This is a genomic window from Mesorhizobium sp. M7A.F.Ca.US.008.03.1.1, assembly GCF_003997495.1.
In the GTDB taxonomy this organism is placed as follows: Bacteria; Pseudomonadota; Alphaproteobacteria; order Rhizobiales; family Rhizobiaceae; genus Mesorhizobium.
The window spans coordinates 1-20,765 of record NZ_RZRU01000014.1; the positions used below are offsets into that span (position 1 = coordinate 1).

At 64.1% G+C, this 20,765-nt stretch carries 21 protein-coding genes; 16 read left to right on the forward strand and 5 right to left on the reverse strand.

Features of this window, described 5'->3' with window-relative positions:
• Positions 1–266 precede the first annotated feature (266 nt).
• From EOA16_RS19565 to EOA16_RS19580, 4 genes are all read right to left on the reverse strand, one after another.
• Complete coding sequence (locus EOA16_RS19565; RefSeq protein ID WP_127259751.1) at positions 267–785, reverse strand: YcnI family protein; 519 nt, start codon at positions 783–785, stop codon at positions 267–269.
• A 40-nt stretch (positions 786–825) separates the two neighbouring features.
• Positions 826–1,365 carry a copper chaperone PCu(A)C gene (locus EOA16_RS19570; RefSeq protein ID WP_127259752.1) on the reverse strand — a complete coding sequence of 180 codons (540 nt, stop codon included), beginning with the start codon at positions 1,363–1,365 and terminating at the stop codon, positions 826–828.
• Positions 1,366–1,462: 97 nt separating this feature from the next.
• The gene (locus EOA16_RS19575) at positions 1,463–1,819 is read right to left on the reverse strand and encodes a hypothetical protein (RefSeq protein ID WP_127259753.1); all 357 of its coding nucleotides are present in this window, start codon (positions 1,817–1,819) and stop codon (positions 1,463–1,465) included.
• Positions 1,820–2,016: 197 nt separating this feature from the next.
• Positions 2,017–2,919: a GntR family transcriptional regulator gene (locus EOA16_RS19580; RefSeq protein ID WP_127259754.1), complete on the reverse strand. Its 903-nt coding sequence runs from the start codon at positions 2,917–2,919 to the stop codon at positions 2,017–2,019.
• Between the two features lie 228 nt (positions 2,920–3,147).
• Between EOA16_RS19580 and EOA16_RS19585 the strand changes: the two genes are divergently transcribed.
• The 6 genes from EOA16_RS19585 (at position 3,148) to EOA16_RS19610 (ending at position 10,865) form a co-directional block, all read left to right on the forward strand.
• Positions 3,148–4,653, forward strand: coding sequence for an altronate dehydratase family protein (locus tag EOA16_RS19585; protein WP_127259755.1), 1,506 nt, complete (start codon positions 3,148–3,150; stop codon positions 4,651–4,653).
• Positions 4,654–4,713: 60 nt separating this feature from the next.
• Positions 4,714–5,712 (forward strand): aldo/keto reductase, encoded by a 999-nt coding sequence (locus EOA16_RS19590; protein WP_127259756.1) that lies wholly within the window; start codon positions 4,714–4,716, stop codon positions 5,710–5,712.
• 333 nt (positions 5,713–6,045) lie between these two features.
• Positions 6,046–7,038, forward strand: a complete 993-nt coding sequence (locus EOA16_RS19595) for an ABC transporter substrate-binding protein (RefSeq protein ID WP_013529529.1) — start codon at positions 6,046–6,048, stop codon at positions 7,036–7,038.
• A gap of 195 nt (positions 7,039–7,233) precedes the next feature.
• Entirely contained in the window at positions 7,234–8,787 is a 1,554-nt protein-coding gene (locus EOA16_RS19600; protein ID WP_127259757.1) for a sugar ABC transporter ATP-binding protein, read from the forward strand.
• Complete coding sequence (locus EOA16_RS19605) at positions 8,784–9,749, forward strand: ABC transporter permease (protein WP_027037769.1); 966 nt, start codon at positions 8,784–8,786, stop codon at positions 9,747–9,749. The genes EOA16_RS19600 and EOA16_RS19605 overlap by 4 nt, the downstream gene beginning before the upstream one ends.
• A gap of 66 nt (positions 9,750–9,815) precedes the next feature.
• Positions 9,816–10,865: a zinc-binding alcohol dehydrogenase family protein gene (locus tag EOA16_RS19610; protein WP_127259758.1), complete on the forward strand. Its 1,050-nt coding sequence runs from the start codon at positions 9,816–9,818 to the stop codon at positions 10,863–10,865.
• 309 nt (positions 10,866–11,174) lie between these two features.
• On the opposite strand, the gene phnF is transcribed toward EOA16_RS19610, so the two are convergent.
• Entirely contained in the window at positions 11,175–11,924 is a 750-nt protein-coding gene (phnF, locus tag EOA16_RS19615; protein WP_127259759.1) for a phosphonate metabolism transcriptional regulator PhnF, read from the reverse strand.
• Positions 11,925–12,044: 120 nt separating this feature from the next.
• Between phnF and phnG the strand changes: the two genes are divergently transcribed.
• The 10 genes from phnG (at position 12,045) to phnE (ending at position 20,765) form a co-directional block, all read left to right on the forward strand.
• A complete protein-coding gene (gene phnG, locus EOA16_RS19620; RefSeq protein WP_127259760.1) occupies positions 12,045–12,506 on the forward strand; it encodes a phosphonate C-P lyase system protein PhnG in 462 nt (153 codons plus the stop codon).
• On the forward strand, positions 12,506–13,117 hold the full coding sequence (gene phnH / locus EOA16_RS19625) for a phosphonate C-P lyase system protein PhnH (RefSeq protein WP_127259761.1): 612 nt from the start codon (positions 12,506–12,508) through the stop codon (positions 13,115–13,117). The genes phnG and phnH overlap by 1 nt, the downstream gene beginning before the upstream one ends.
• Positions 13,118–13,119: 2 nt before the next feature.
• Positions 13,120–14,232, forward strand: a complete 1,113-nt coding sequence (locus tag EOA16_RS19630) for a carbon-phosphorus lyase complex subunit PhnI (protein ID WP_127259762.1) — start codon at positions 13,120–13,122, stop codon at positions 14,230–14,232.
• Positions 14,229–15,209 (forward strand): alpha-D-ribose 1-methylphosphonate 5-phosphate C-P-lyase PhnJ, encoded by a 981-nt coding sequence (locus tag EOA16_RS19635; RefSeq protein ID WP_245455981.1) that lies wholly within the window; start codon positions 14,229–14,231, stop codon positions 15,207–15,209. Before EOA16_RS19630 ends, EOA16_RS19635 begins: the two co-directional genes overlap by 4 nt.
• Positions 15,206–15,982 carry a phosphonate C-P lyase system protein PhnK gene (phnK, locus tag EOA16_RS19640; RefSeq protein WP_127259763.1) on the forward strand — a complete coding sequence of 259 codons (777 nt, stop codon included), beginning with the start codon at positions 15,206–15,208 and terminating at the stop codon, positions 15,980–15,982. Before EOA16_RS19635 ends, phnK begins: the two co-directional genes overlap by 4 nt.
• 208 nt (positions 15,983–16,190) lie before the next feature.
• Complete coding sequence (phnL, locus tag EOA16_RS19650; RefSeq protein ID WP_127259765.1) at positions 16,191–16,898, forward strand: phosphonate C-P lyase system protein PhnL; 708 nt, start codon at positions 16,191–16,193, stop codon at positions 16,896–16,898.
• A complete protein-coding gene (locus tag EOA16_RS19655; RefSeq protein WP_127259766.1) occupies positions 16,895–17,512 on the forward strand; it encodes a DapH/DapD/GlmU-related protein in 618 nt (205 codons plus the stop codon). Before phnL ends, EOA16_RS19655 begins: the two co-directional genes overlap by 4 nt.
• Before the next feature lie 380 nt (positions 17,513–17,892).
• Positions 17,893–18,750, forward strand: a complete 858-nt coding sequence (gene phnC / locus EOA16_RS19660; protein ID WP_127259767.1) for a phosphonate ABC transporter ATP-binding protein — start codon at positions 17,893–17,895, stop codon at positions 18,748–18,750.
• Positions 18,751–18,841: 91 nt separating this feature from the next.
• The gene (gene phnD / locus EOA16_RS19665) at positions 18,842–19,750 is read left to right on the forward strand and encodes a phosphonate ABC transporter substrate-binding protein (protein ID WP_127259768.1); all 909 of its coding nucleotides are present in this window, start codon (positions 18,842–18,844) and stop codon (positions 19,748–19,750) included.
• Positions 19,751–19,808: 58 nt separating this feature from the next.
• On the forward strand, positions 19,809–20,765 hold the full coding sequence (gene phnE, locus EOA16_RS19670) for a phosphonate ABC transporter, permease protein PhnE (protein ID WP_127259769.1): 957 nt from the start codon (positions 19,809–19,811) through the stop codon (positions 20,763–20,765).

Here is a 20,765-nt window from a genome sequence, read left to right on the forward strand (position 1 = left end):
CGCCGACAACTCCAGACATGCCAGCCCTTGGGCTGCAAAGGTCTATCAGGACGCCAGAAAGCGAGGGTGCAGACACCCTCATGCCGTTCGCATCCTTGCCAGAGCTTGGCTCAGAATCCTCTGGCGCACCTGGCAGGACGGTACACTCTACAATCCAGACAGACACCCCGCCGCAGCCGTCTTGCTCGCCAAAGGTTGACACAGGAAGTCTCATGTCACCGCCACGAAAAGAGCGGCGCGCTCGAAAGAGCGCGCCGCCTGGGAAATCATTTCTTCGGCAGCAGCTTGATGCCGGGTGCCGGGCTTTCCAGCGCGTCTTCATCCTGCCCTGCCGCTGGAATCTCGATCCAGCGATCGGCCGCACCGTCGCATTCCTGCACCACCGGGAAATAGAGTTTTTGGCCGACAGGGAGATCGGCCGTCAGCGTCGCGCGGAAGACGAACTCGTCGTAGAATTCATCGGGCAGGCTGCCGCCGCTCCAGTCGACCTCCTTGACCCCGTCGGCAACCGCCTGACCATAGAGCTGGTAGGATTTGTCGTACTTGCCCTTCTTGGTCTGCAGCGTCCAGCCAGGCTTCGGCATCGGCTTCACCGCGATCACTCCTTCCGGAATCTGCACGCGCACGGCGGTCGTCGCCTTGCCGTCGCAGCCATGCGGCACCCGCAAAACGGCCTTGTAGGTCGAGCCGGCCGCCGCCTCCTGGGTTTCGAACGTGATATGCGCGAAGGCGGCACTGGTTCCGAGCGCGAGAAGTGCGCCGGCCGAGAAAAGATATTTGTTCATGATGGTCCCTCGGATTTTCAAATATGTCGACCTGGCCGGATCAATTGGCGTGATCGTCCATGGCGCCACCGCCCATGCCTTCGACAGCGAAATCGACACTGACGGGGCCGGCCTTTTCGAAAGTCAGCGTGGCGGAAAACTTCTCGCCCTGCTTGGGTTGCCGCTTCAGGCCGATGAACATCAAATGATAGCCGCCGGGTGCAAGGGCGACCTTGCCGCCGGCCGGAATCTCCAGGCCGCCGGCAACCGGCCGCATGGTCATGACGCCGTCCTTGACGCCCATCTCATGCAGCTCGGCCTTTTCAGAAACATCGGAGGAAATCGACACCAGCCGGTCCGGCGCGCTGCCGTTGTTGGTGATGGTGAAATAGCCGCCGGCCACCTTGGCACCGGCCGGCGTGGCGCGCGACCAGGGGTGGCCGATCTCGAGATCGCCAAGCTTGAACTCATGCGCAAAGACGGACGGGCCGCCGACGAACGACAGCGCAAGAGCCAGCACGGCAATGCCGACACGCTCTTCAAGGCGTGACAGAATGCGGCCGAGCGTATCGCCCGCCGCTATACGGAAAAAATAGGACATGGTTGCTCCATGAAGTGAAAGGCGCGCCGTTGCCGGTCGCGAGCAGTTTGATCTTTGGATGGGTACGCCCACGAAAGGTTCCGCCGGGCAAACAGGCTCAGGCCGTCAGCGGCGGCGCGCGCGGGTTCGACGGCGAGCGCTCACGCGCAAAGTCGAGATGGATGGCGGCCGGAAAGACAAAGGCGACCGTTTCAAGGGAAAGGCTGCCCAGCGCCAGGCCAGCGCCGGGCGGCGGCGCAAAGGCCGCCGAAACCATGCTGCAGCCGAGCACGCAGCATGCCGGAAGATGGGACGGCGGCTGGTTGCCGCCCGGAAGCCGGGTAGCGCCCTCATGGGTGCAGATGACGTTGCCGAAGGCATCGAGCTGCGATGCATTGGGACCGGCGCCGAAGGCGAATGCTCCGAGCGTCGACTGGAGCAACAGCAGGTAGGCCGCGACAAGCGCGACCGGCATGCTCCATCGTCTCCTCGATACGCCCAATGCCCTGCCTCTTCGCAGCAACGAACCATATCTAGCACGGGGCCGGCGGGTGGAAAATCGCCAAATCGCCGCGGCGCCGACGCGGCGGGCTCAATGCATGTCGCCCAAAAATGTATAGCGGTTTTGGGACGACGACATGCATGAAACGAGACTCTGAACCGCGATGCGGTTCAGTGTTTTTGCAGCGACCGGCTCTCCGGGATCGAGGTCAGCAATGTCTGGCGCGCCGACTTCAGGTGCTTGCGGCAAGCGGCGTCGACCTTGCCGAGATCGCGTGATTTCAGCGCCTCTATGTAGACCAGATGCTCACCGATCGCGACTTCGTTGCGCTCGCGTTCCTGCGCCTTGTTCCACTGGTAGTGGTAGTGGAAGATCATGGCGATGACATCGTAGAAATCGACGATGAAGCGGTTGCGCGACGCCCGGTGGATGAGCCGGTGGAAGCGCTCATCGAGCTCGGAGAATTCGGTGAAGCGGGCGGCTATGTCGTTTGCCAACTGGCGATGCTCGTCTTCCAAGCGGTCAAGATCGGTCCAGACCGCGCTGTCCTGCGGCAAAGCGGCAAAGGCGGCCGCCGAGCGCAGTTCGAACATCTCGCGGATTTCGGTCAGCTCCAGCGCGAAGGCGCGCGTAAAGCCCTTCAGCACCCAGTGGCTGTTGCGACGCTTCTCGATCAGGCCGAAACGGGAGAAGCGGATCAGGAACTCGCGCACGCTGGTGGTGCCGACGCCGATCTCACGCGCCAGTTCGAGTTCGTTGATCTGCATGCCGGCTTCGGCGCCGCCGGCGAGCAACCGACGCATGAACGACCGTTCGATGATCTCGGCCAGTGTGTCGGTCTCTTCCTCGGGGAAGAAATCATCGGGACGCGGTTCGCGCAGCACCGTCTTGGCGCGCTTGTTCCAGGCGATCAGCCCGGTCTCTTCCATGCGCGCGAGAATGGTGCGCACCGTGGTCCGGCTGACGCCAAGCAAGGTACCCAGTTCCGGCTCTGAAGGCAGGCTGCGTGTTTCGTCGAGCAGCCGCAGGCAGCGGTTGTAGGCATCCTTGTAGACGTTGTTGCTCTTCGACATCCCTGACCCGTTGCACGCCGTCGCTTGCGGCGGACGGTTTGAAGCGCAATATGACGTTCGCATGGCTCTGAGAAGCGAAATAGCTTCCCGAACAACCCAGAGACATGCGGAACTCCCCACGAAAAAACAATTGACGCAAAACTGTTTTTTCACGATAAAAGACAATATCTCTAAACAGACGCGTGTCAATCCGCCCCGCGCAACCCAGGATCACCCAGGAAACCGCCCGTGAACGCCTCCAACTGCATTCTTCTGTCCCCCGCCGACAATGTCGCCGTCGCCAACGGCCGCATCGAGATCGGCACCGCGCTGCCGGGCGGTGCCGTCGCCAGTGCCCTGATCGAGCCCGGCCACAAGGTGGCGATCAAGCCGATCGCCGCCGGCGAGGCCGTGGTGAAATACGCCCAGGCGATCGGTCGCGCGACACAGGACATTGCGGCGGGCGAGCACGTGCATTCGCACAATCTGGTTTTCGAATCCGGCCGCTTGCCGGTCGTGCCGCCGAGCGAGGCCGAGCACGCGACGGAGGCCGACCGCTCCCGCACCTTCATGGGCTATCGCCGCGCCGATGGCCGCGCCGGCACGCGCAACTTCATCGGCATCGTCGCCAGCGTCAATTGCTCGGCCACCGTCTGCCATTCAATCGCCGACACCGCCAACCGCACGCTGTTGCCGAAATATCCCGGCATCGACGGCTTCGTGCCGATCGTGCACGGCCAGGGCTGCGGCATGAGCGGCACCGGCGACGGCATGATGGTGCTGCACCGCACGCTCGCCGGCTACGCCCGCCACCCGAATTTCGGCGGGGTGCTGATGGTCGGCCTCGGCTGCGAGGTCAACCAGCTCACCCTCTACGGCCAGAAGGGCGTCGCTGCCGGCAAACGCCATTTCAACATCCAGGACGCCGGCGGTTCGCGCAAATCGGTGGAAAAAGCGATGGGCGTGCTGGCCGAGATTGCCGAGGAAGTCGGCCAGCTGAAGCGTGAGCCGATCCCGGTCAGCGAGATCGTCGTCGGCCTGCAATGCGGCGGCTCCGACGGCATGTCGGGCATCACGGCCAATCCGGCGCTGGGCGCGGCCGTCGACATCCTGGCCGGCGTCGGCGGCATCGGCATCCTCTCCGAGACCACGGAGATCTACGGCGCCGAACATCTGCTTGCCTATCGTGCGGCAACGCCGGAGATCGCGCAGAAGCTCGACGGCTTCGTGAAGTGGTGGGAGGACCACGTCGCCAAGCATGGCGCCTCGATCGACAACAACCCCTCGCCCGGCAACAAGCGCGGCGGCCTCACCACCATCCTGGAGAAGTCGCTCGGCGCGGTCGCCAAGGGCGGCCAGACGCCGCTCAACGGCGTCTTCGGTTACGCAGAGAAAGTCACCGGCAGTGGCCTGGTGTTCATGGACACGCCCGGCTACGACCCGGTTTCGGCGACCGGCCAGGTGGCGGGCGGCGCCAACGTCATCGTCTTCACCACCGGCCGCGGCTCATGCTTCGGCTGCCGCCCGACGCCGTCGATCAAGGTCGCCACCAACTCGACCATGTACCACCAGATGGAAGAGGACATGGACGTCAATTGCGGCGTCATCGCTTCGGGTGAAAAGACCATCGCCGGCATGGGCCGCGAGATCTTCGAACTGATCGTCGAAACGGCTTCCGGCCGCAAGACCAAGAGCGAGGACTTCGGCTACGGCGACAACGAGTTCGTGCCTTGGCATCTGGGCGCAACACTTTAGAGTTTACTGATATAAAGTAGACTGCGCGCCGGTCAGTGGCGGGCAACGGGGAGGTTGTGCATGGAAAGACGCCGCATCGGCCAGACAGCGCTGGAAGTCACCGAGGTCAGCTTCGGCGGCGCTGCACTTGGCGGCCTTTACCGCGCCTGTTCGCGCGAAGCGGCGATGGAGACGCTGCAGGGCGCCTGGGATGCCGGCCTGCGCTATTTCGACACCGCACCCTTCTACGGTTTCGGACTTTCGGAGCGCCGCTTCGGCGACTTCCTGCGCTACAAGCCGCGCGATTCCTATGTGCTGTCGACCAAGGTCGGCCGGCTGTTCCGCCCGGTGCCGGACGATCAGGTTCCCGACCACTCCTATGTCGATCCGCTGCCCTTCGCGCTCGACTACGACTATTCCTATGACGGCATTATGCGGTCGGTCGAGTTCAGCTATGCGCGGCTTGGGCTAAACAGGATAGACATCCTGTTTGTCCACGACATCGGCGCCTACACCCATGGTGTCGAGAAGACCAGGTTGCACTTTCGCGACCTGATGGACGGCGGCCTCAAGGCACTCGAAGAGCTGAAACGGTCCGGCGTCATTTCCGCCTATGGGCTTGGCGTCAACGAGGTGCAGATCTGTCTCGACGTGATGCGCGAGGCGCCGCTCGACTGCATCCTGCTTGCCAGCCGCTATTCCTTGCTCGACCGCAGCGCCGAAGCGGAGTTGCTGCCCCTATGCCGGGCGCAGCAGACCTCCTTGGTCATTGGCGGCGTGTTCAACTCCGGCATCCTAGCGACCGGGCCGGTGCAAGGCGCACATTTCGACTACCGCCCTGCCAGCCATGACGTGCTCGACCGCGTCGGCGCAATGGAAAGGATCGCCGCCGAGGGTGGCTATCCGCTCGCCGCCGCGGCGTTCCAATTCCCCTTGCATGAACCTGCCGTCGCCACCGTGCTGACCGGCACCGCCAAGCTGGCAAATCTGACGCGCAACCTCGAACTGCTCGACATCGACGTGCCGGAGACGGAATACGCCAGATTTCGCCCCTACACGCTGGTGCAGGAGCTGGCGTGAAGCGCGTATCCGCCCCGGTAAACAGTGACCCGGGCCTCACATTCTTGCGATCCTATAGAAGAATGAACATTCCATATTGACGAATATGTGGAATTAATATTCCATACATTCTCGGAACGGAACGGAAGCGTGACGGTGCCGATGGGAAGCAGCGCGGTGGATCTGCCTCTGCCAGACCTCGCAAGGACTGATCAAACACCGCTTGCATCGATCTGTTCGATGCATTATCAAAACATGGCAACTGTTTTTTATTGATAAAGTTCTGTTTTGGACCGCGCCTATCCGGACGGAGCTTCCGTATCGTTTCACCGGGCGACTTAGGGAGGAAACCTCATGAAATTCGTGACCAGCATTCTCAACCGCCGCGCCGTCATGGCGCTGGCAGCAGCTTCGATGCTCGCCGGCGTCATGCATTCGGCGCCGGTTTCGGCGGCGGACGTCACCATTCCGATCATCGTCAAGGACACCACGTCCTTCTACTGGCAGATCGTTCTGGCCGGTGCCCGCAAGGCCGGCAAGGATCTCGGCGTCAACGTGCCGGAACTCGGTGCCCAGGCTGAAACCGACGTCAACGGCCAGGTCTCGATCCTCGAGAACGCCGTTGCCAGCAACCCGGCGGCCATCGTCATTGCGCCGACCGAGTTCAAGGCGCTTGGCAAGCCGATCGATGAAGCCGCTGCCAAGGTCAAGGTCATCGGCATCGACTCCGGCGCCGACTCCAAGGCCTTCACCTCGTTCCTGACCACCGACAACGTCCAGGGCGGCCGCGTCGCCGCCGACGGCCTCGCAGCCGCCATCGGCGCCGCCAACGGCGGCAAGATCGAGGGCGACGTCGCCCTGATCACCAACGCACCGGGCGCCGGCTCGCTCGAACAGCGCAAGCAGGGCTTCACCGAACAGCTGGCCGCCAAATATCCGGGCCTCAAGCTGGTCGCCGACAAGTACGCCGACGGCCAGGCCACCACCGGCCTCAACATCGCCACCGACCTGATCACCGCGAACCCGAACCTCAAGGGCATCTTCGCTTCCAACCTGATCATGGCGCAGGGCGTCGGCCAGGCTGTCGCGGAAAACAACCTTGGCGGCAAGCTGGCGCTGGTCGGTTTCGACAGCGACGAGAAGCTGATCAAGTTCCTCAACGACGGCGTCATTTCCGCCCTCGTCGTGCAGGATCCGTACCGGATGGGCTATGACGGCATCAAGACCGCGCTCGCCGCCTCCAAGGGCGAGAAGGTCGAAGCCAATGTCGACACCGGCGCCAATCTGGTGACCAAGGACAACATGAAAGACCCCAAGATCGACGCGCTGCTCAATCCGAAGCTCTGAGCCGTCGCATCCGCAATCGTCTCCGGGGCACCTCGCCCCGGAGACACAAGCTGCCGCACAAACGGCTTTGCAATCCGCACGCCTGAGCCAGGCTGTTTTCGAGGCATATCCCTGCCTCGCCGCGTGCCAATCGTGAGGCCAGCCTGGGAAGCAATCTGCGAGGCCAATCTGGGAGGCCAATCTGGGAGGATTGTCATGATTTCGACGGCGCAGGAACTGCATCCCGCACCCGTCCTGGAACCGGGGCGGACCATCCTCGAATTGCGCGGGCTGGAGAAGCGCTATCCCGGCACCCACGCGCTGAAGCCGGTCGACCTGGCCTTCAAGTCCGGTGAGATACACGCCATCGTCGGTGAGAACGGCGCCGGCAAATCCACGCTCATCAAGCTTCTGACCGGCGTCATGCCGCGCACCTCCGGGGAGATTGTCTGGGAGGGCCAGCCGGCCGCCCTGGCGACGCCGCACGAGGCGATGGCGCTCGGCATCAATGCCGTGCACCAGGAAGTCGTGCTGTGCCGTCACCTGACGGTCGCCGCCAACATGTTCCTCGGCGAGGAGAATTCACGCTTCGGCATCCTGCAGCAGCGCGCCATGGTCAGGCAGGCGCAGACGATCATCGATGATCTCGGCTTCGACCTGCCGGCGCATGTCACGCTCGGCGACCTGACCATCGGCCAGCAGCAGCTGATAGCCGCCGCCCGCGCCACCGTGCGCGGCACCAAATTCCTGATCTTCGACGAGCCGACCGCCTACCTCACCCGCAAGGAGGCCGACCAGCTCTTCACCCTGATCCGCCGGCTGAAGGGCGAAGGCGTGACGATCATCTACATCAGCCACCGCATGGAGGAAGTGTTCGAGCTCGCCGACCGTGTTTCCGTGCTGCGAGACGGCACGCTGGTCGGCACCCGCAACATCGCTGAGACCAACGACGCCGAACTGGTCAAGATGATGATCAACCGCTCGATCGAGCAGGTCTATCACAAGGAGCATTTCACGCCGGGCGCCGCCATCATCGAGGCGAGGAACCTGTCCGGCAAGGGCTTCGAAAATGTCTCGATGACGGTCCGCGCCGGCGAGATCGTCGGACTCTATGGCCTGATCGGTGCCGGACGCAGCGAGTTCGTCACCACGCTTTACGGCCGCCACCGCAAATCCGCCGGCCAGATCCTCTGGGAAGACAAGGAGGTGCAGGTCAATTCCGAACATGATGCGATCAAGCTCGGCATGGCGCTGGCGCCGGAGAGCCGCCGCGACCAGGGCCTCTGCCTCAACCTGCCGGTCGGCTTCAACCTGAACCTGCCGATCTACAAGCGCATTTCGAACAATCTGCTGATTTCGAGCACGCAGGAGAAGACGCAAGCCGATCGCCAGATCGCCGATCTGCGCATCAAGACACCGACACGCGGCGCGCTGGCGTCCAGCCTGTCGGGCGGCAACCAGCAGAAGATCGTCATCGGCAAATGGCTGGCGCACGGCGCCAAACTGTTCATCTTCGACGAACCGACGGTCGGCGTCGATGTCGGCACCAAGGCCGAGATCTACCGCCTGTTCGGCGCGCTGCTGTCAAAGGGAGCCGGCATCATCCTGATCTCGTCCTATCTGCCGGAAGTCTATGAACTCGCCGACACGCTGCATGTGTTCCGGCGCGGCAAACTGGTGGCGACGCACGGTTTTCACGCCGCCAGCCACGAGGATATTCTCACTCAGGCGCTCGCCGAGAAACAAGAAAAGCTGGGAGGACAGATATGAGCACCGAGGCGATCGCCGTCGAAAAACCGAAGCGCAACTATAATGTCCTGTTTGGGCTGACGCTTTTGGCGCTGCTGGTTCTGCTCTGGATCCTCCTCTCCGTGGCGACGACCAGCTTCGCCTCGGCCAACAACATAGCCAATCTTTTGCGCCAGGGTTCGATGATCGCCATTATGGCGGTCGGCCAGACCTTCGTCATCATCACCGGTGGTATCGATCTGTCGGTCGGCGCCGTAGTCGGCTTCGCCACGGTCGTCGTCGCCATGATGATCAATGCTGGCTTCCCCATTTGGCTCGCCATTCTGGTGACGCTGCTGGTCGGCGTCGCCATCGGCATGTTCCACGGCTTCGGCATCGTCAAGATGGGCCTGCCGCCCTTCATCATCACGCTGGCAACGCTGACCTCGCTGCGCGGCATCGGCCTTTTGATGACCAACGGCAATTCGATCAACATCAACAGCGACACCTTCACCGCCTTCTCGCGCAATTCCTTCATCGGCATCCCCAACCTGTTCTGGATGGTGATCCTGGTCGGCATTCCGGCCTATATCTTCCTGCATCACAGCCGCTGGGGCCGATACCTGTTTTCGGTCGGCTCCAACGCCGAGGCCTCGCGCCTGTCCGGCGTCAATGTTCAGCGCACCATCTACATGGCCTATACGCTGTCGGGCCTGTGCGCCGCCTTTGTCGGCGTGTTGCTGGCGGCCCGCATCGGCATCGGCAACCCGACGCAGGCCGAGGGCTGGGAACTGCAGGCGATCGCGTCGTCGGTCATCGGCGGCACCTCGCTGTTCGGCGCCGTCGGTTCGGTGCATGGGCCGCTGCTCGGCGCCTTCATCCTGGCCACCATCAACAACGGCGCCAACCTGCTCAACGTCAACTCGTTCTGGCAGCGCATCATCACCGGCGCGCTGATCATCATCATCGTCTACTTCGACGGCCTGCGCCGCCGCGGCAAGTAGCGACCCCGCAATCAACCGCCGGTCCGCCACACCAACGGGCCGGCGATTTCATGACTGGATTAGCGCATGAAAGCCGTCCTCTGCCGTTCGCCCGGCGACCTTGTCCTTGAAGACCGGCCCGCGCCAGAGGCACCGCCTGCCGGCTGGGCGCTGGTGGCGGTCAGCCATGTCGGCATCTGCGGGACCGACTACCACATTTTCGAGGGCAAGCACCCGTTCCTCGCCTATCCCCGCATCATGGGCCATGAGGTATCGGGTACCGTGATGGAGACCGGCGAAGGCGTCGAACTGGCCGTTGGTGACCCCGTCGTCGTCAACCCCTATCTTTCCTGCGGCAAGTGCATCGCCTGCCGGCACGGCAAGCCCAATTGCTGTGTCAGGATCGAGGTGCTGGGCGTGCATCGCGACGGCGCCATGTGCGAACGCATCCTGGTGCCGGCGCAAAATCTCTATCCAGCCAACGGCCTTTCGCTGGCCGACGCCGCTGCCGTCGAGTTCCTGGCCATCGGCGCGCATGCCGTGCGGCGCGCCCGCGCCGACCCCGGCGCCCGCACGCTGGTCATCGGCGCTGGCCCAATCGGGCTCGGTACCGCCATCTTCGCCCGCATCGCCGAACTCGACGTGACGCTGCTCGACATGAGCAGTGAAAGGCTCGCCTTCGCTGCAAATGAGCTTGGTTTCCAGATCCTCGACGGGTCGCGCGGCGCGGTGCCCGATCTGGTCAAGGAAGCGACATCAGGCGAAGGCTTCGATGTGGTCTTCGACGCCACCGGCAACACCCAGTCGGTGCAGTCGGCCTTCGCCCATGTCGCGCATGGCGGAACGCTGGTGCTGGTCTCCGTCGTCAAGGACGACATCAGCTTTTCCGATCCGGAATTCCACAAACGCGAGATGACGCTGATCGGCAGCCGCAACGCGCTGCGCGCCGACTTCGATCACGTCGCCGCCTCGATCCGCAACGGCGCCGTTCCCCTGGCCAAGCTCGTCACCCACCGCACCACACTCGCCGGCACGCCGCGCGATCTGGCTCGCTGGGCGAATGAGAAATCCGGCCTGATCAAGGCAGTGATAGAGGTCGGGTCATACATGGCAGGCGGTGAATCCGGCCCGAATTGACGACGCCCCCGCGCAACTCGACCCCCACTCCGTCTCGGCTTCGCCGAGCCACCTCTCCCCCGATCGACGGGGTAGAGGAAGGCTGCGAGCCTATTGCAGCCAACGCTCCTCAACCAGACTCCCTCCTTCCCGCCGCCGACGGGCTCCTTTCCTCTCCCTCCGGAGGGGGGAGAGGTGGCTCGGCGAAGCCGAGACGGAGTGGGGGAAGCCGGTCCTCAATGCGCCGACGCTGACAGGTAAGCGCGACCGAACTGGCCTGATAGCACCGTGAGTCAGATAAATCGCGGTCTCGTATAGGGCTGGCACTGCCTACAGCGCCGACAGTTTAAGCTCCACCCGTTCGGCCGGGAAGCGCGACTCGGAAAACTGGATCGGCTGGCCGTCCGGCGTGACGTTGACGGCAACCGTGACCAGCACGATGGCGCCCGGCTGCAGGTCGAGGTCGGCAAGGTCCGCCGCATCGGCATGGCGCGCCGACAGCACGGTCGATTGCCGGAGATAATCGTCGATGCCGAACCGCGCCAGCGACGCGGTGATCGAACCGGTTTCAGCCATTGCGGCATCGATGCCGGCAAAGCGCCGGGCCTCGAACCAGCCGGCAGCGCGCGACACCGGCCGTCCGTCGGCTTCGCCGCGCGTTTCCAGCCGGATCACATCGGCTCCCTTGGCAAGACCCAGTCCCTCGGCGACGCGCTGGCTGGCCGGCTCGACCGACGAGGCGAGCAGGACGATGTGCCGTTCCGTCGTCTGCCCTTGTAGGCCTGTCGAAAAGCGTGTGCGCGCGCCGATCGGATAGGACAGCCGCTTGCGCGACAGTACGAAGGTGCCACGCCCCTGCTCGGCCCGCAGCACACCTTCCTGCACAAGGGCTGATATGGCGCTGCGCACCGTGTGGCGGTTGACGCCATAGCGCTCTGCCAGCGCCACCTCCGGCGGCAGCGCTGCATTCTCCGTGAAATCGCCGATGGCGATCGCATGCAGGATCTTGTCGGCGATCTGCCGCCACAGCGAGACGCCGCTGCGCCGCTCGATGCTGTCGGCTTCGTGTCGTTCGATCATGGATTGCCCCCGCCTTCCATCAGATGTCATCCGCCCGTCATGGACTCGCGTTAGATAATAGGTATAATTTGTATAGTTGTCTATATCAATAGACAAATTTAGCCACGAGGACTATTGCTTATGCGAGGACAGGAAGCCCGCGACCAGGCCGAACGCAAGGCCGCCATGGCAACACTGGCGCAATCCAGCGGCGATGACATCGTCCGGCTCTGGAATGAGGCCGGACTGCCTTCGGACGCCGAGCTGCTGCGCGGCCCCGAGACCGGCCTGGTCACCCTGCGCGGCCGCATCGGCGGCGGTGGCGCGCCCTTCAATGTCGGTGAGGCGACCGTCACCCGCGCCACGGTCCGGCTACCCACCGGACAGGTCGGCCATTGCTATGCGCTTGGCCGCGACAAGCAGAAGGCAAGGCTGGCGGCCATCGCCGACGCGCTATTGCAGGACCCTGCCCGCCGCAATGAGGTCGAGACCGGACTGTTAGCGCCTCTGCGGTCGGCTCTGACTAAGGCGCATGAAAAACGCCGCGCCGAGACGGCGGCAACGAAGGTCGATTTCTTCACCATGGTTCGCGGAGAAGACTGATGGACATTGCAGCGCAATCGATCGAGGGCGGTTTCGCCGATCCGGTCTTCAATGCCCAGACCGTGTTCCGCGCTGTCATGGATGCGATGGCGCGGCCGGGCAGTGTGCAACCCCTGCCGCCCTTCGCCCGCCCGCCGGTGCCGCTCTCGGCCGCCGCTGGCGCCATAGCGCTGGCACTTTGCGACAATGACACGCCGCTCTGGCTCGACCCGGCTCTGCAAGCTTCCACCGCGGTCAGATCCTGGCTTGGGTTCCATACCGGCGCGCCATTGGCCAATACACCGGCCGATGCGCATTTCGCCTTGATCGCAGCACCTGCCGAGATGATGGCGCTCGATGGCTTTTCGCAGGGCACGCAGGATTATCCCGACCGCTCGACCACGCTGATCCTACACGTCAGCGATCTGGTCTCCGGCACGCCGCTATTGCTCGAAGGTCCCGGCATTGAAACCAGCGCCACGATCGCGCCGGCGCAGATGCCGCGCCATTTCGTCGAGCAGTGGAAGCAGAACAACAAGCGCTTCCCGCGCGGCGTCGACATCATCCTCGTCACCGCTGATGGCATAGCCTGCCTGCCGCGCACGACGCGCATCAAGACGATGGAGGCGTAAGAATGTATGTCGCGGTAAAAGGTGGCGAAGCGGCCATCGCCAACGCCCACAGCCTGCTTGCCGACCGCCGGCGCGGCGACCGTTCGGTGCCGGCGCTCCGCCTCGACCAGATCGTCGAGCAGCTGGCGCTTGGCGTCGACCGGGTGATGAGCGAAGGCTCGCTTTACGACCGTGAACTGGCCGCGCTCGCCATCGTCCAGGCGCGCGGCGACATGATCGAGGCGATCTTCCTGGTGCGCGCCTATCGCACCACGCTGCCGCGCTTCGGCTACTCCAGGGCGATCGACACCGCCAACATGCTGGTCGAGCGGCGCGTATCGGCGACCTACAAGGATCTGCCCGGCGGCCAGCTGCTCGGGCCCACATTCGACTACACCCACCGGCTTCTCGATCCCGAGCTTGCCGCCGGCGCCGAAGTCGCCGAGCCCTTGCTGCGCGAGAGCGAAGCGCAAGCCATGCCGCGCGTCTCGGCGATCCTCGCCCGCGAAGGTTTGATCGAACCCGACGGCGACATGCCGCAGGACCATGTCCCCGGCGACATCACCCGCGAGCCGCTCGAATTCCCGATGGCGCGCGACATCCGCCTGCAGGCGCTGTCACGCGGCGATGAAGGTTTTCTGCTGGCGCTCGGCTATTCCACCCAGCGCGGCTATGCCCGCAACCACCCCTTCGTCGGCGAGATCCGCATCGGCGAGGTCGAGCTGGAGCTCGACGTGCCCGAGCTGCCCTTCGCGGTGCCGCTCGGCACCGTACGGGTCACCGAATGCCAGATGGTCAACCAGTTCAAAGGCTCGGCCAAGGCGCCGCCGCAATTCACCCGCGGCTACGGCCTCGTCTTCGGCCAGAGCGAGCGCAAGGCGATGGCCATGGCGCTCTGCGACCGGGCGCTGCGCGCGAAGGAGCTCGGCGAGGATGTCGTCGCCGCGGCCCAGGACGAGGAGTTCGTCATCTCGCATTCCGACAACGTCCAGGCGACCGGCTTCGTCGAGCATCTGAAGCTGCCGCACTATGTCGACTTCCAGGCCGAACTCGACCTCGTGCGCCGCATGCGCGCCGAATATGACGCGCGTGAAAATGCGGGCAAGGCAGAAGACAAGAGGGAGGCCGCGGAATGACCGCGCAATCGACCGACATCGCCACCTACAACTTCGCCTATCTCGACGAGCAGACCAAGCGGATGATCCGCCGGGCGATCCTCAAGGGCATCGCCATCCCCGGCTACCAGGTGCCGTTCGCCTCGCGCGAAATGCCGATGCCCTATGGCTGGGGCACCGGCGGCGTCCAGGTCACCGCTTCGATTATCGGTCCCGACGATGTGCTGAAGGTCATCGACCAGGGCGCCGACGACACCACCAACGCGGTGTCGATCCGTGCCTTCTTCAAGAAGGTCACCAACGTCGCGGTGACGACCGACACTGCCAGCGCCACCATCATCCAGACCCGTCACCGCATTCCCGAGCATCCGCTGACGGCGGACCAGGTGCTGGTCTACCAGGTGCCGATCCCCGAACCGCTGCGCTTCCTCGAACCGCGCGAGACCGAAACGCGCAAGATGCATGCGCTGGAAGAATACGGCCTCATGCATGTGAAACTCTACGAGGACATCGCCAAGCACGGCCGCATCGCCACCACCTATGCCTATCCGGTCAAGGTCGAGGGCCGCTATGTGATGGACCCGTCGCCGACGCCGAAATTCGACAATCCCAAGATGCACCGCTCGCCGGCTTTGCAATTGTTTGGCGCCGGCCGCGAAAAGCGCATCTATGCGGTGCCGCCCTTCACTGAGGTGGTCAGCCTCGACTTCGAGGACCATCCGTTCGAGGTGCAGACCTTCGACCAGCCCTGCGCGCTGTGCGCGGCCGAGAATGTCTATCTCGACGAGGTCATCCTCGACGACCATGGCGGCCACATGTTCGTCTGCTCCGACACCGACCACTGCGAGAAGCGGCGGAACGCCCCTACCTCCCCCTTGTGGGGAGGTCGCGCCGAAGGCGCGGGTGGGGGTCTTGACCAATCTACGCCCCACTCAACCCCCACCCCGGCGCCGCGCGCCGACCCTCCCCACAAGGGGGAGGGTAAGGAGATACGATGACCGACGAACCGCTGCTGCGCGTCTCGGCGCTCTCCAAATTCTACGGCTCGCGCGTCGGCTGCGACAACGTCTCCTTCGACCTGTGGCCGGGCGAAGTCCTGGCTGTCGTCGGCGAGTCCGGCTCCGGCAAGACGACATTGCTCAACTGCCTGTCGACCCGGCTGCTGCCCAGTTCCGGCACCGCCAGCTACCGCATGCGCGACGGCCAGTTCCGCGAACTCTACCGCATGAGCGAGGCCGAGCGCCGCTTCCTGATGCGCACCGACTGGGGATTTGTCCATCAGAACCCCGCCGACGGCCTGCGCATGACGGTGTCGGCCGGCGCCAATGTCGGCGAGCGGCTGATGGCGGTCGGCGACCGTCACTACGGCAGGATCCGCGCCACCGCCGTCGACTGGCTGTCGCGCGTCGAGATCGACGAGGACCGCATCGACGACGAACCGCGCGCCTTTTCCGGCGGCATGCGCCAGCGCCTGCAGATCGCCCGCAACCTCGTCACCGGCCCGCGCCTGGTGTTCATGGACGAACCGACCGGCGGGCTCGACGTCTCGGTCCAGGCGCGCCTGCTTGATCTGCTGCGCGGACTGGTCACCGACCTCGGCCTCGCGGCCATCGTCGTCACCCACGACCTCGCGGTGGCACGGCTGTTGTCGCAGCGCATGATGGTGATGAAGGACGGCCGCGTCGTCGAAAGCGGTCTCACCGACCGCGTGCTCGACGACCCGCGCGCGCCTTACACGCAATTGCTTGTTTCCTCGATTCTGCAGGTGTGACGATGGCGCCAAGGCACCCCCCTCTGGCCTGCCGGCCATCTCCCCCTCAAGGGGGGAGATTGGCTAACGTCCTCGGCTTCGCCACTCCCCACCGCCGCATAAAGGCAGCGACAGTGACGCTGCCAATCTCCCCCCTTGAGGGGGAGATGCCTGGCAAGGCAGAGGGGGGTACTGGCCCGCAAACGAATGACAATTGGAGGACCTTCTGATGCCGACGCCCCTCGTTGTCTCCGACGTCGCCAAGAGCTTCACCATGCATCTGCGCGACGGCATCAAACTGCCTGTTATCGCCGGTGTCTCGTTCTCGATCAGGGCCGGCGAGTGCACCGTGCTCGGCGGCCCGTCCGGCGCCGGCAAGAGCTCGATCCTGAAGATGCTCTACGGCAACTACGCCGTCGACGAAGGCCAGATCATCGTCACGCATGATGACGGGCTGATCGACCTCGCCACCGCCAGCCCGCGCACCGTGCTTGCTGTGCGCCGGCAAACGATCGGCTATGTCAGCCAGTTCCTGCGCACCGTGCCGCGCGTCTCGGCGCTCGATGTCGTCGCCGAGCCGCTGGTCGAGCGCGGCGAGGATCGCGAGATTGCCCGCGGCAAGGCACGCGCCTTGCTGGCGCAACTCAACCTGCCGGAGAAACTTTGGGCATTGCCGCCTGCGACTTTCTCCGGCGGCGAGCAGCAGCGCGTCAACATCGCACGCGGCTTCATCACCGAGCACCCGATCCTGCTGCTCGACGAGCCGACCGCCTCGCTCGATGCCAGGAACCGCGATGTCGTGATCGAATTTATCGCCACCAAGAAGGCGGCTGGTGTCGCCCTGCTCGGCATCTTCCATGACCATGACGTGCGCGAGGCAGTTGCCGACCGCATCATCGACGTCACCGCTTTCGCGCCCGGAAAAATCGCCGCATGACCAGGAAATTGTCCGAGACGCCGCTGGTCCACCCGACGGCGGAGGTGCAGAACTCGACGCTCGGCCGCTGGACCGAGATCGCCGACCGCAGCCGGGTCTCGGAAAGCGAACTCGGCGACTATTCCTACATGATGCAGGACTGCTCAGTCTGGTGCGCGACGATCGGCAAGTTTTCCAACATCGCAGCCAGCGTGCGCATCAACGCCACCAATCACCCGACCTGGCGGCCTACGCTGCATCACTTCACCTATCGCGCCTCGGATTATTGGGACGACGCCGAGCACGAGAGCGAATTCTTCGCCCAGCGCCGCGCCAAGCGGGTCACCATCGGCCACGACACCTGGCTCGGCCATGGCTCGACCATCCTGCCCGGCGTCACCATCGGCGATGGCGCCGCGGTCGGCGCCGGTGCTGTCGTCTCGAAGGATGTCGCGCCTTACACCATCGTCGCCGGCGTGCCGGCAAAGCCGATCCGCGAGCGCTTCGACCGCCGCACGGCAGAGCGCTATCAGGCGCTTGCCTGGTGGAACTGGGACCATGCAAGGCTGCGCGCTGCGCTCGATGATTTCCGCGAGCTTGAGGCCGAGGCGTTCCTAGAGAAATATGGCGGATAGCAACGTCCAGGAATGGCCGTCACTGACGCTGGGCAGCGGGACATTATCACAAGCCGCCCCGGCCCCTGCTATCCGGATGGCGTGCCTCTCGACACCAGCATCGACGCCATGACAGCGCTTGTCTGGAACGCCTGAAGGACGGCCTCGCCGTTGCCAGCGCGCGACGGACGAGTATGTGCGCATGAAGTGGCGCCGTCTTGCCACCGGCACCAACTCGCCAGGCCTGCGTTCCACATCACCTTCGACTGCTGGTCCTGGGCCGGCCGCAGACTCCGGCCTGTGGAGCGTAACGAAACTGACATCAACGCGACACGGCAGGTTCATGTGGCTGCGCTAGGCGAATGCCTGACGATCAATGGTCCGGACTGGAACCTGCCCCCATGCCAGCAAATTCCGCCACGCTCGAAATCCGCGGTGTCACCCGACGATTTGGCAAGAACACTGCCGTCAGCGATATCAACATCGCGATCCCGCAGGGTCAGATGGTTGGCATTATCGGCCGTTCGGGCGCCGGCAAATCGACCCTTCTTCGCATGATCAACCGTCTCATCGATCCCAGCCAGGGATCGATTTTTTTTGACGGCGCCGAGGTTTCCCAGTTGCGCGGCTCGCCGCTGCGGCGCTGGCAGCGTGACTGCGCCATGATCTTCCAGCAGTTCAACCTGGTGCCGCGCCTCGACGTGCTGACCAATGTGCTGCTGGGCAAACTGAACCACCGCTCGACCATCACCAACCTGTTCGGCATGTTTTCACGCGCCGAATGCGCCGAGGCGGTCGCGGCCCTTGAGCGGCTCGACATTGCCCGCACCGCGCTGCAGCCGGCAGGCACCTTGTCGGGCGGCCAGCAGCAGCGCGTCGCCATTGCCCGCGCCATGATGCAGCAGCCCAGAGTGATCCTTGCCGACGAGCCGATCGCGTCGCTCGACCCGCTCAACGCCAAGGTGGTGATGGATTCGCTGCAGGACATCAATCTGCGCGAAGGCATCACCGTCGTCACCAATCTGCACACGCTGGACACCGCCCGCACCTACTGCAATCGCATCATCGGCATGGCCGCCGGCAAGGTCGTCTTCGACGGCCCGCCCGAAGAGCTCAACCGCGAGGCCGTGCGGCTCGTCTATGGCGCCGACAGCAATGGCCAGGAAATCTCCGAGGCCATCACCTCGACCAGCGTTGCCTTCAAGCCAAAGATCGCCGCATCCGCCGGACCGGTCGAGCCCGCATTCCCGGGATATTGAGAGCGGTGGGATCGCCAGCCCGCGTCAAGGGCACCTGTCAAAATCGATAACGCTGCCGGCGCGGGGCCGGAACCCACAGGAGAGATTACAGATGTTCAGGAAGATGGTTTTTGGCGCCGTTTCGGTGCTCGCCATGGCGACCAGCATGGCCCATGCCGCCGACATGAAGGAATTTCGCGTCGGCATTCTCGGCGGCGAAAACGAAACCGACCGGCTGCGCAACTACCAGTGCCTCGCCGACCATTTGAAGACCGAATTCGGCTTCGAAAAGGTCTCGCTGTTCCCCGCCGCCGACTATGACGGCGTCATCCAGGGCCTGCTTGGCGGCACGCTCGACTTCGCCGAACTCGGCGCTTCCGGCTATGCCAGCATCGCGCTCAAGGACCCGAAGGCGGTCACCCCGATCCTCACCACGCAGCAGACGGACGGCGCCACCGGCTATTATTCGATCGGCTTGGCGCTGAAGTCCTCCGGCATCACCGACATCAAGTCGGCCAAGGGCAAGAAACTCGGCTACGCCGATCCGGATTCGACCTCCGGCTATCTGATCCCGCTGACCCAGATCCCGAAGGACACCGGCGCTTCTAACGAGACCTTCTTCGCCTCGACCCAGTTCAATGGCGGCCACGAGAACAATGTTCTGGCCGTGCGTGACGGCAAGGTCGACGTGGCGGTGGACGATTCCTCCGGCATTGGCGACTTCAAGGACGGCTACACCTCCGGCACCTTCCACAAGGAAGTCGCCAAGGGCGCCGTCGACCCCAACGACTTCGTCGAAGTCTGGCGCTCGGGCCTGATCCCGAACGGCCCGCTGGTCGTGCGCACCGCGCTCGGCGACGACATGACCGCCAGGCTGGCCGACTTCTTCACGCAGTTGCCGAAGAAGGACAAGGCTTGCTTCGAAGGCGTCGAAGGCGGCGACTTTACCGGCTACGTTCCGGTGAAGGCAGACTTCTACAACGTCATCGTCGAAGCCCGTAAGGCAGCCATTGGCGGCTAACGGCAGAAATCAGGAAGGGCGGCGTCGAGAAGACGCCGCCCTTCTTGCATGTCCGATCATGACCATTTCCGAGACAGCCCCCTCCGGCGCCACTCACCAGATGGCCGACGCATGGCGTCGCCAGACGTCCTTGCGCCGGCTCTACACCGCCATCGGTGTCGGCCTGCTCATCATCGCGCTCGGCAGCACCATGTGGTTCGCCGACGAGGCCAATGCCGGGCATTTCTTCGACCGGTTGCCGCATTTGCTGGACTTCCTGAGCTGGCTCGTCCCCAAGGACTGGAACGATGTCTGGCGGGCGATGCTCGACATCGCTTCCCCGCATGACACCGGCACCCAGGAATTCAACTTTCCGCTTGGCCGCTCCTATGTCTGGGGCAGCTTCTACGTCCCCGAATATTTCGAATTGATGCTGACCACGCTCAACGTGGCGCTGGTCTCGACCTTCATCGGCTTCGTCTTCGCCGTGCCGTTCTCTTTCATCGCGGCGCGCAATTTGACGCCGCATCCGATGCTGCGGCTGATCGTCAAGCGCTTCATGGAACTGCTGCGCGCCTTTCCCGAGATCGTCATCGCCGGCCTGTTCGCCGCCATCGTCTCTATCGGCCCGATCGCCGCCATCATCGCCATCGGCCTGCATTCGATCGGCGCGCTGGGCAAGCTCTTCTACGAGATCAACGAGAACATCGACATGCGCGCCGAAGAGGGCCTGAGGGCCGTCGGCGCCAACTGGTTCTCGCGGGTGCGCTTCGCCGGCCTGCCGCAGGTGCTGCCCAACTTCATGTCCTACACGCTGCTGCGCGTTGAGATAAACGTCCGCATTTCCACCATCATGGGCGCGGTCGGCGGCGGCGGTATCGGCGAAGAACTGAAGCTGTCGATCTCGCGCGGCTTCGGCGCCAAAACGATAGCCCTTGTGCTGCTCCTGTTCACGACGATCTTCATCGTCGACCAGTTCTCCGCCTGGCTGCGCCGCAAGCTGGTCGGCGAGCAGGCTTTCGTGATGGGGGCTTGA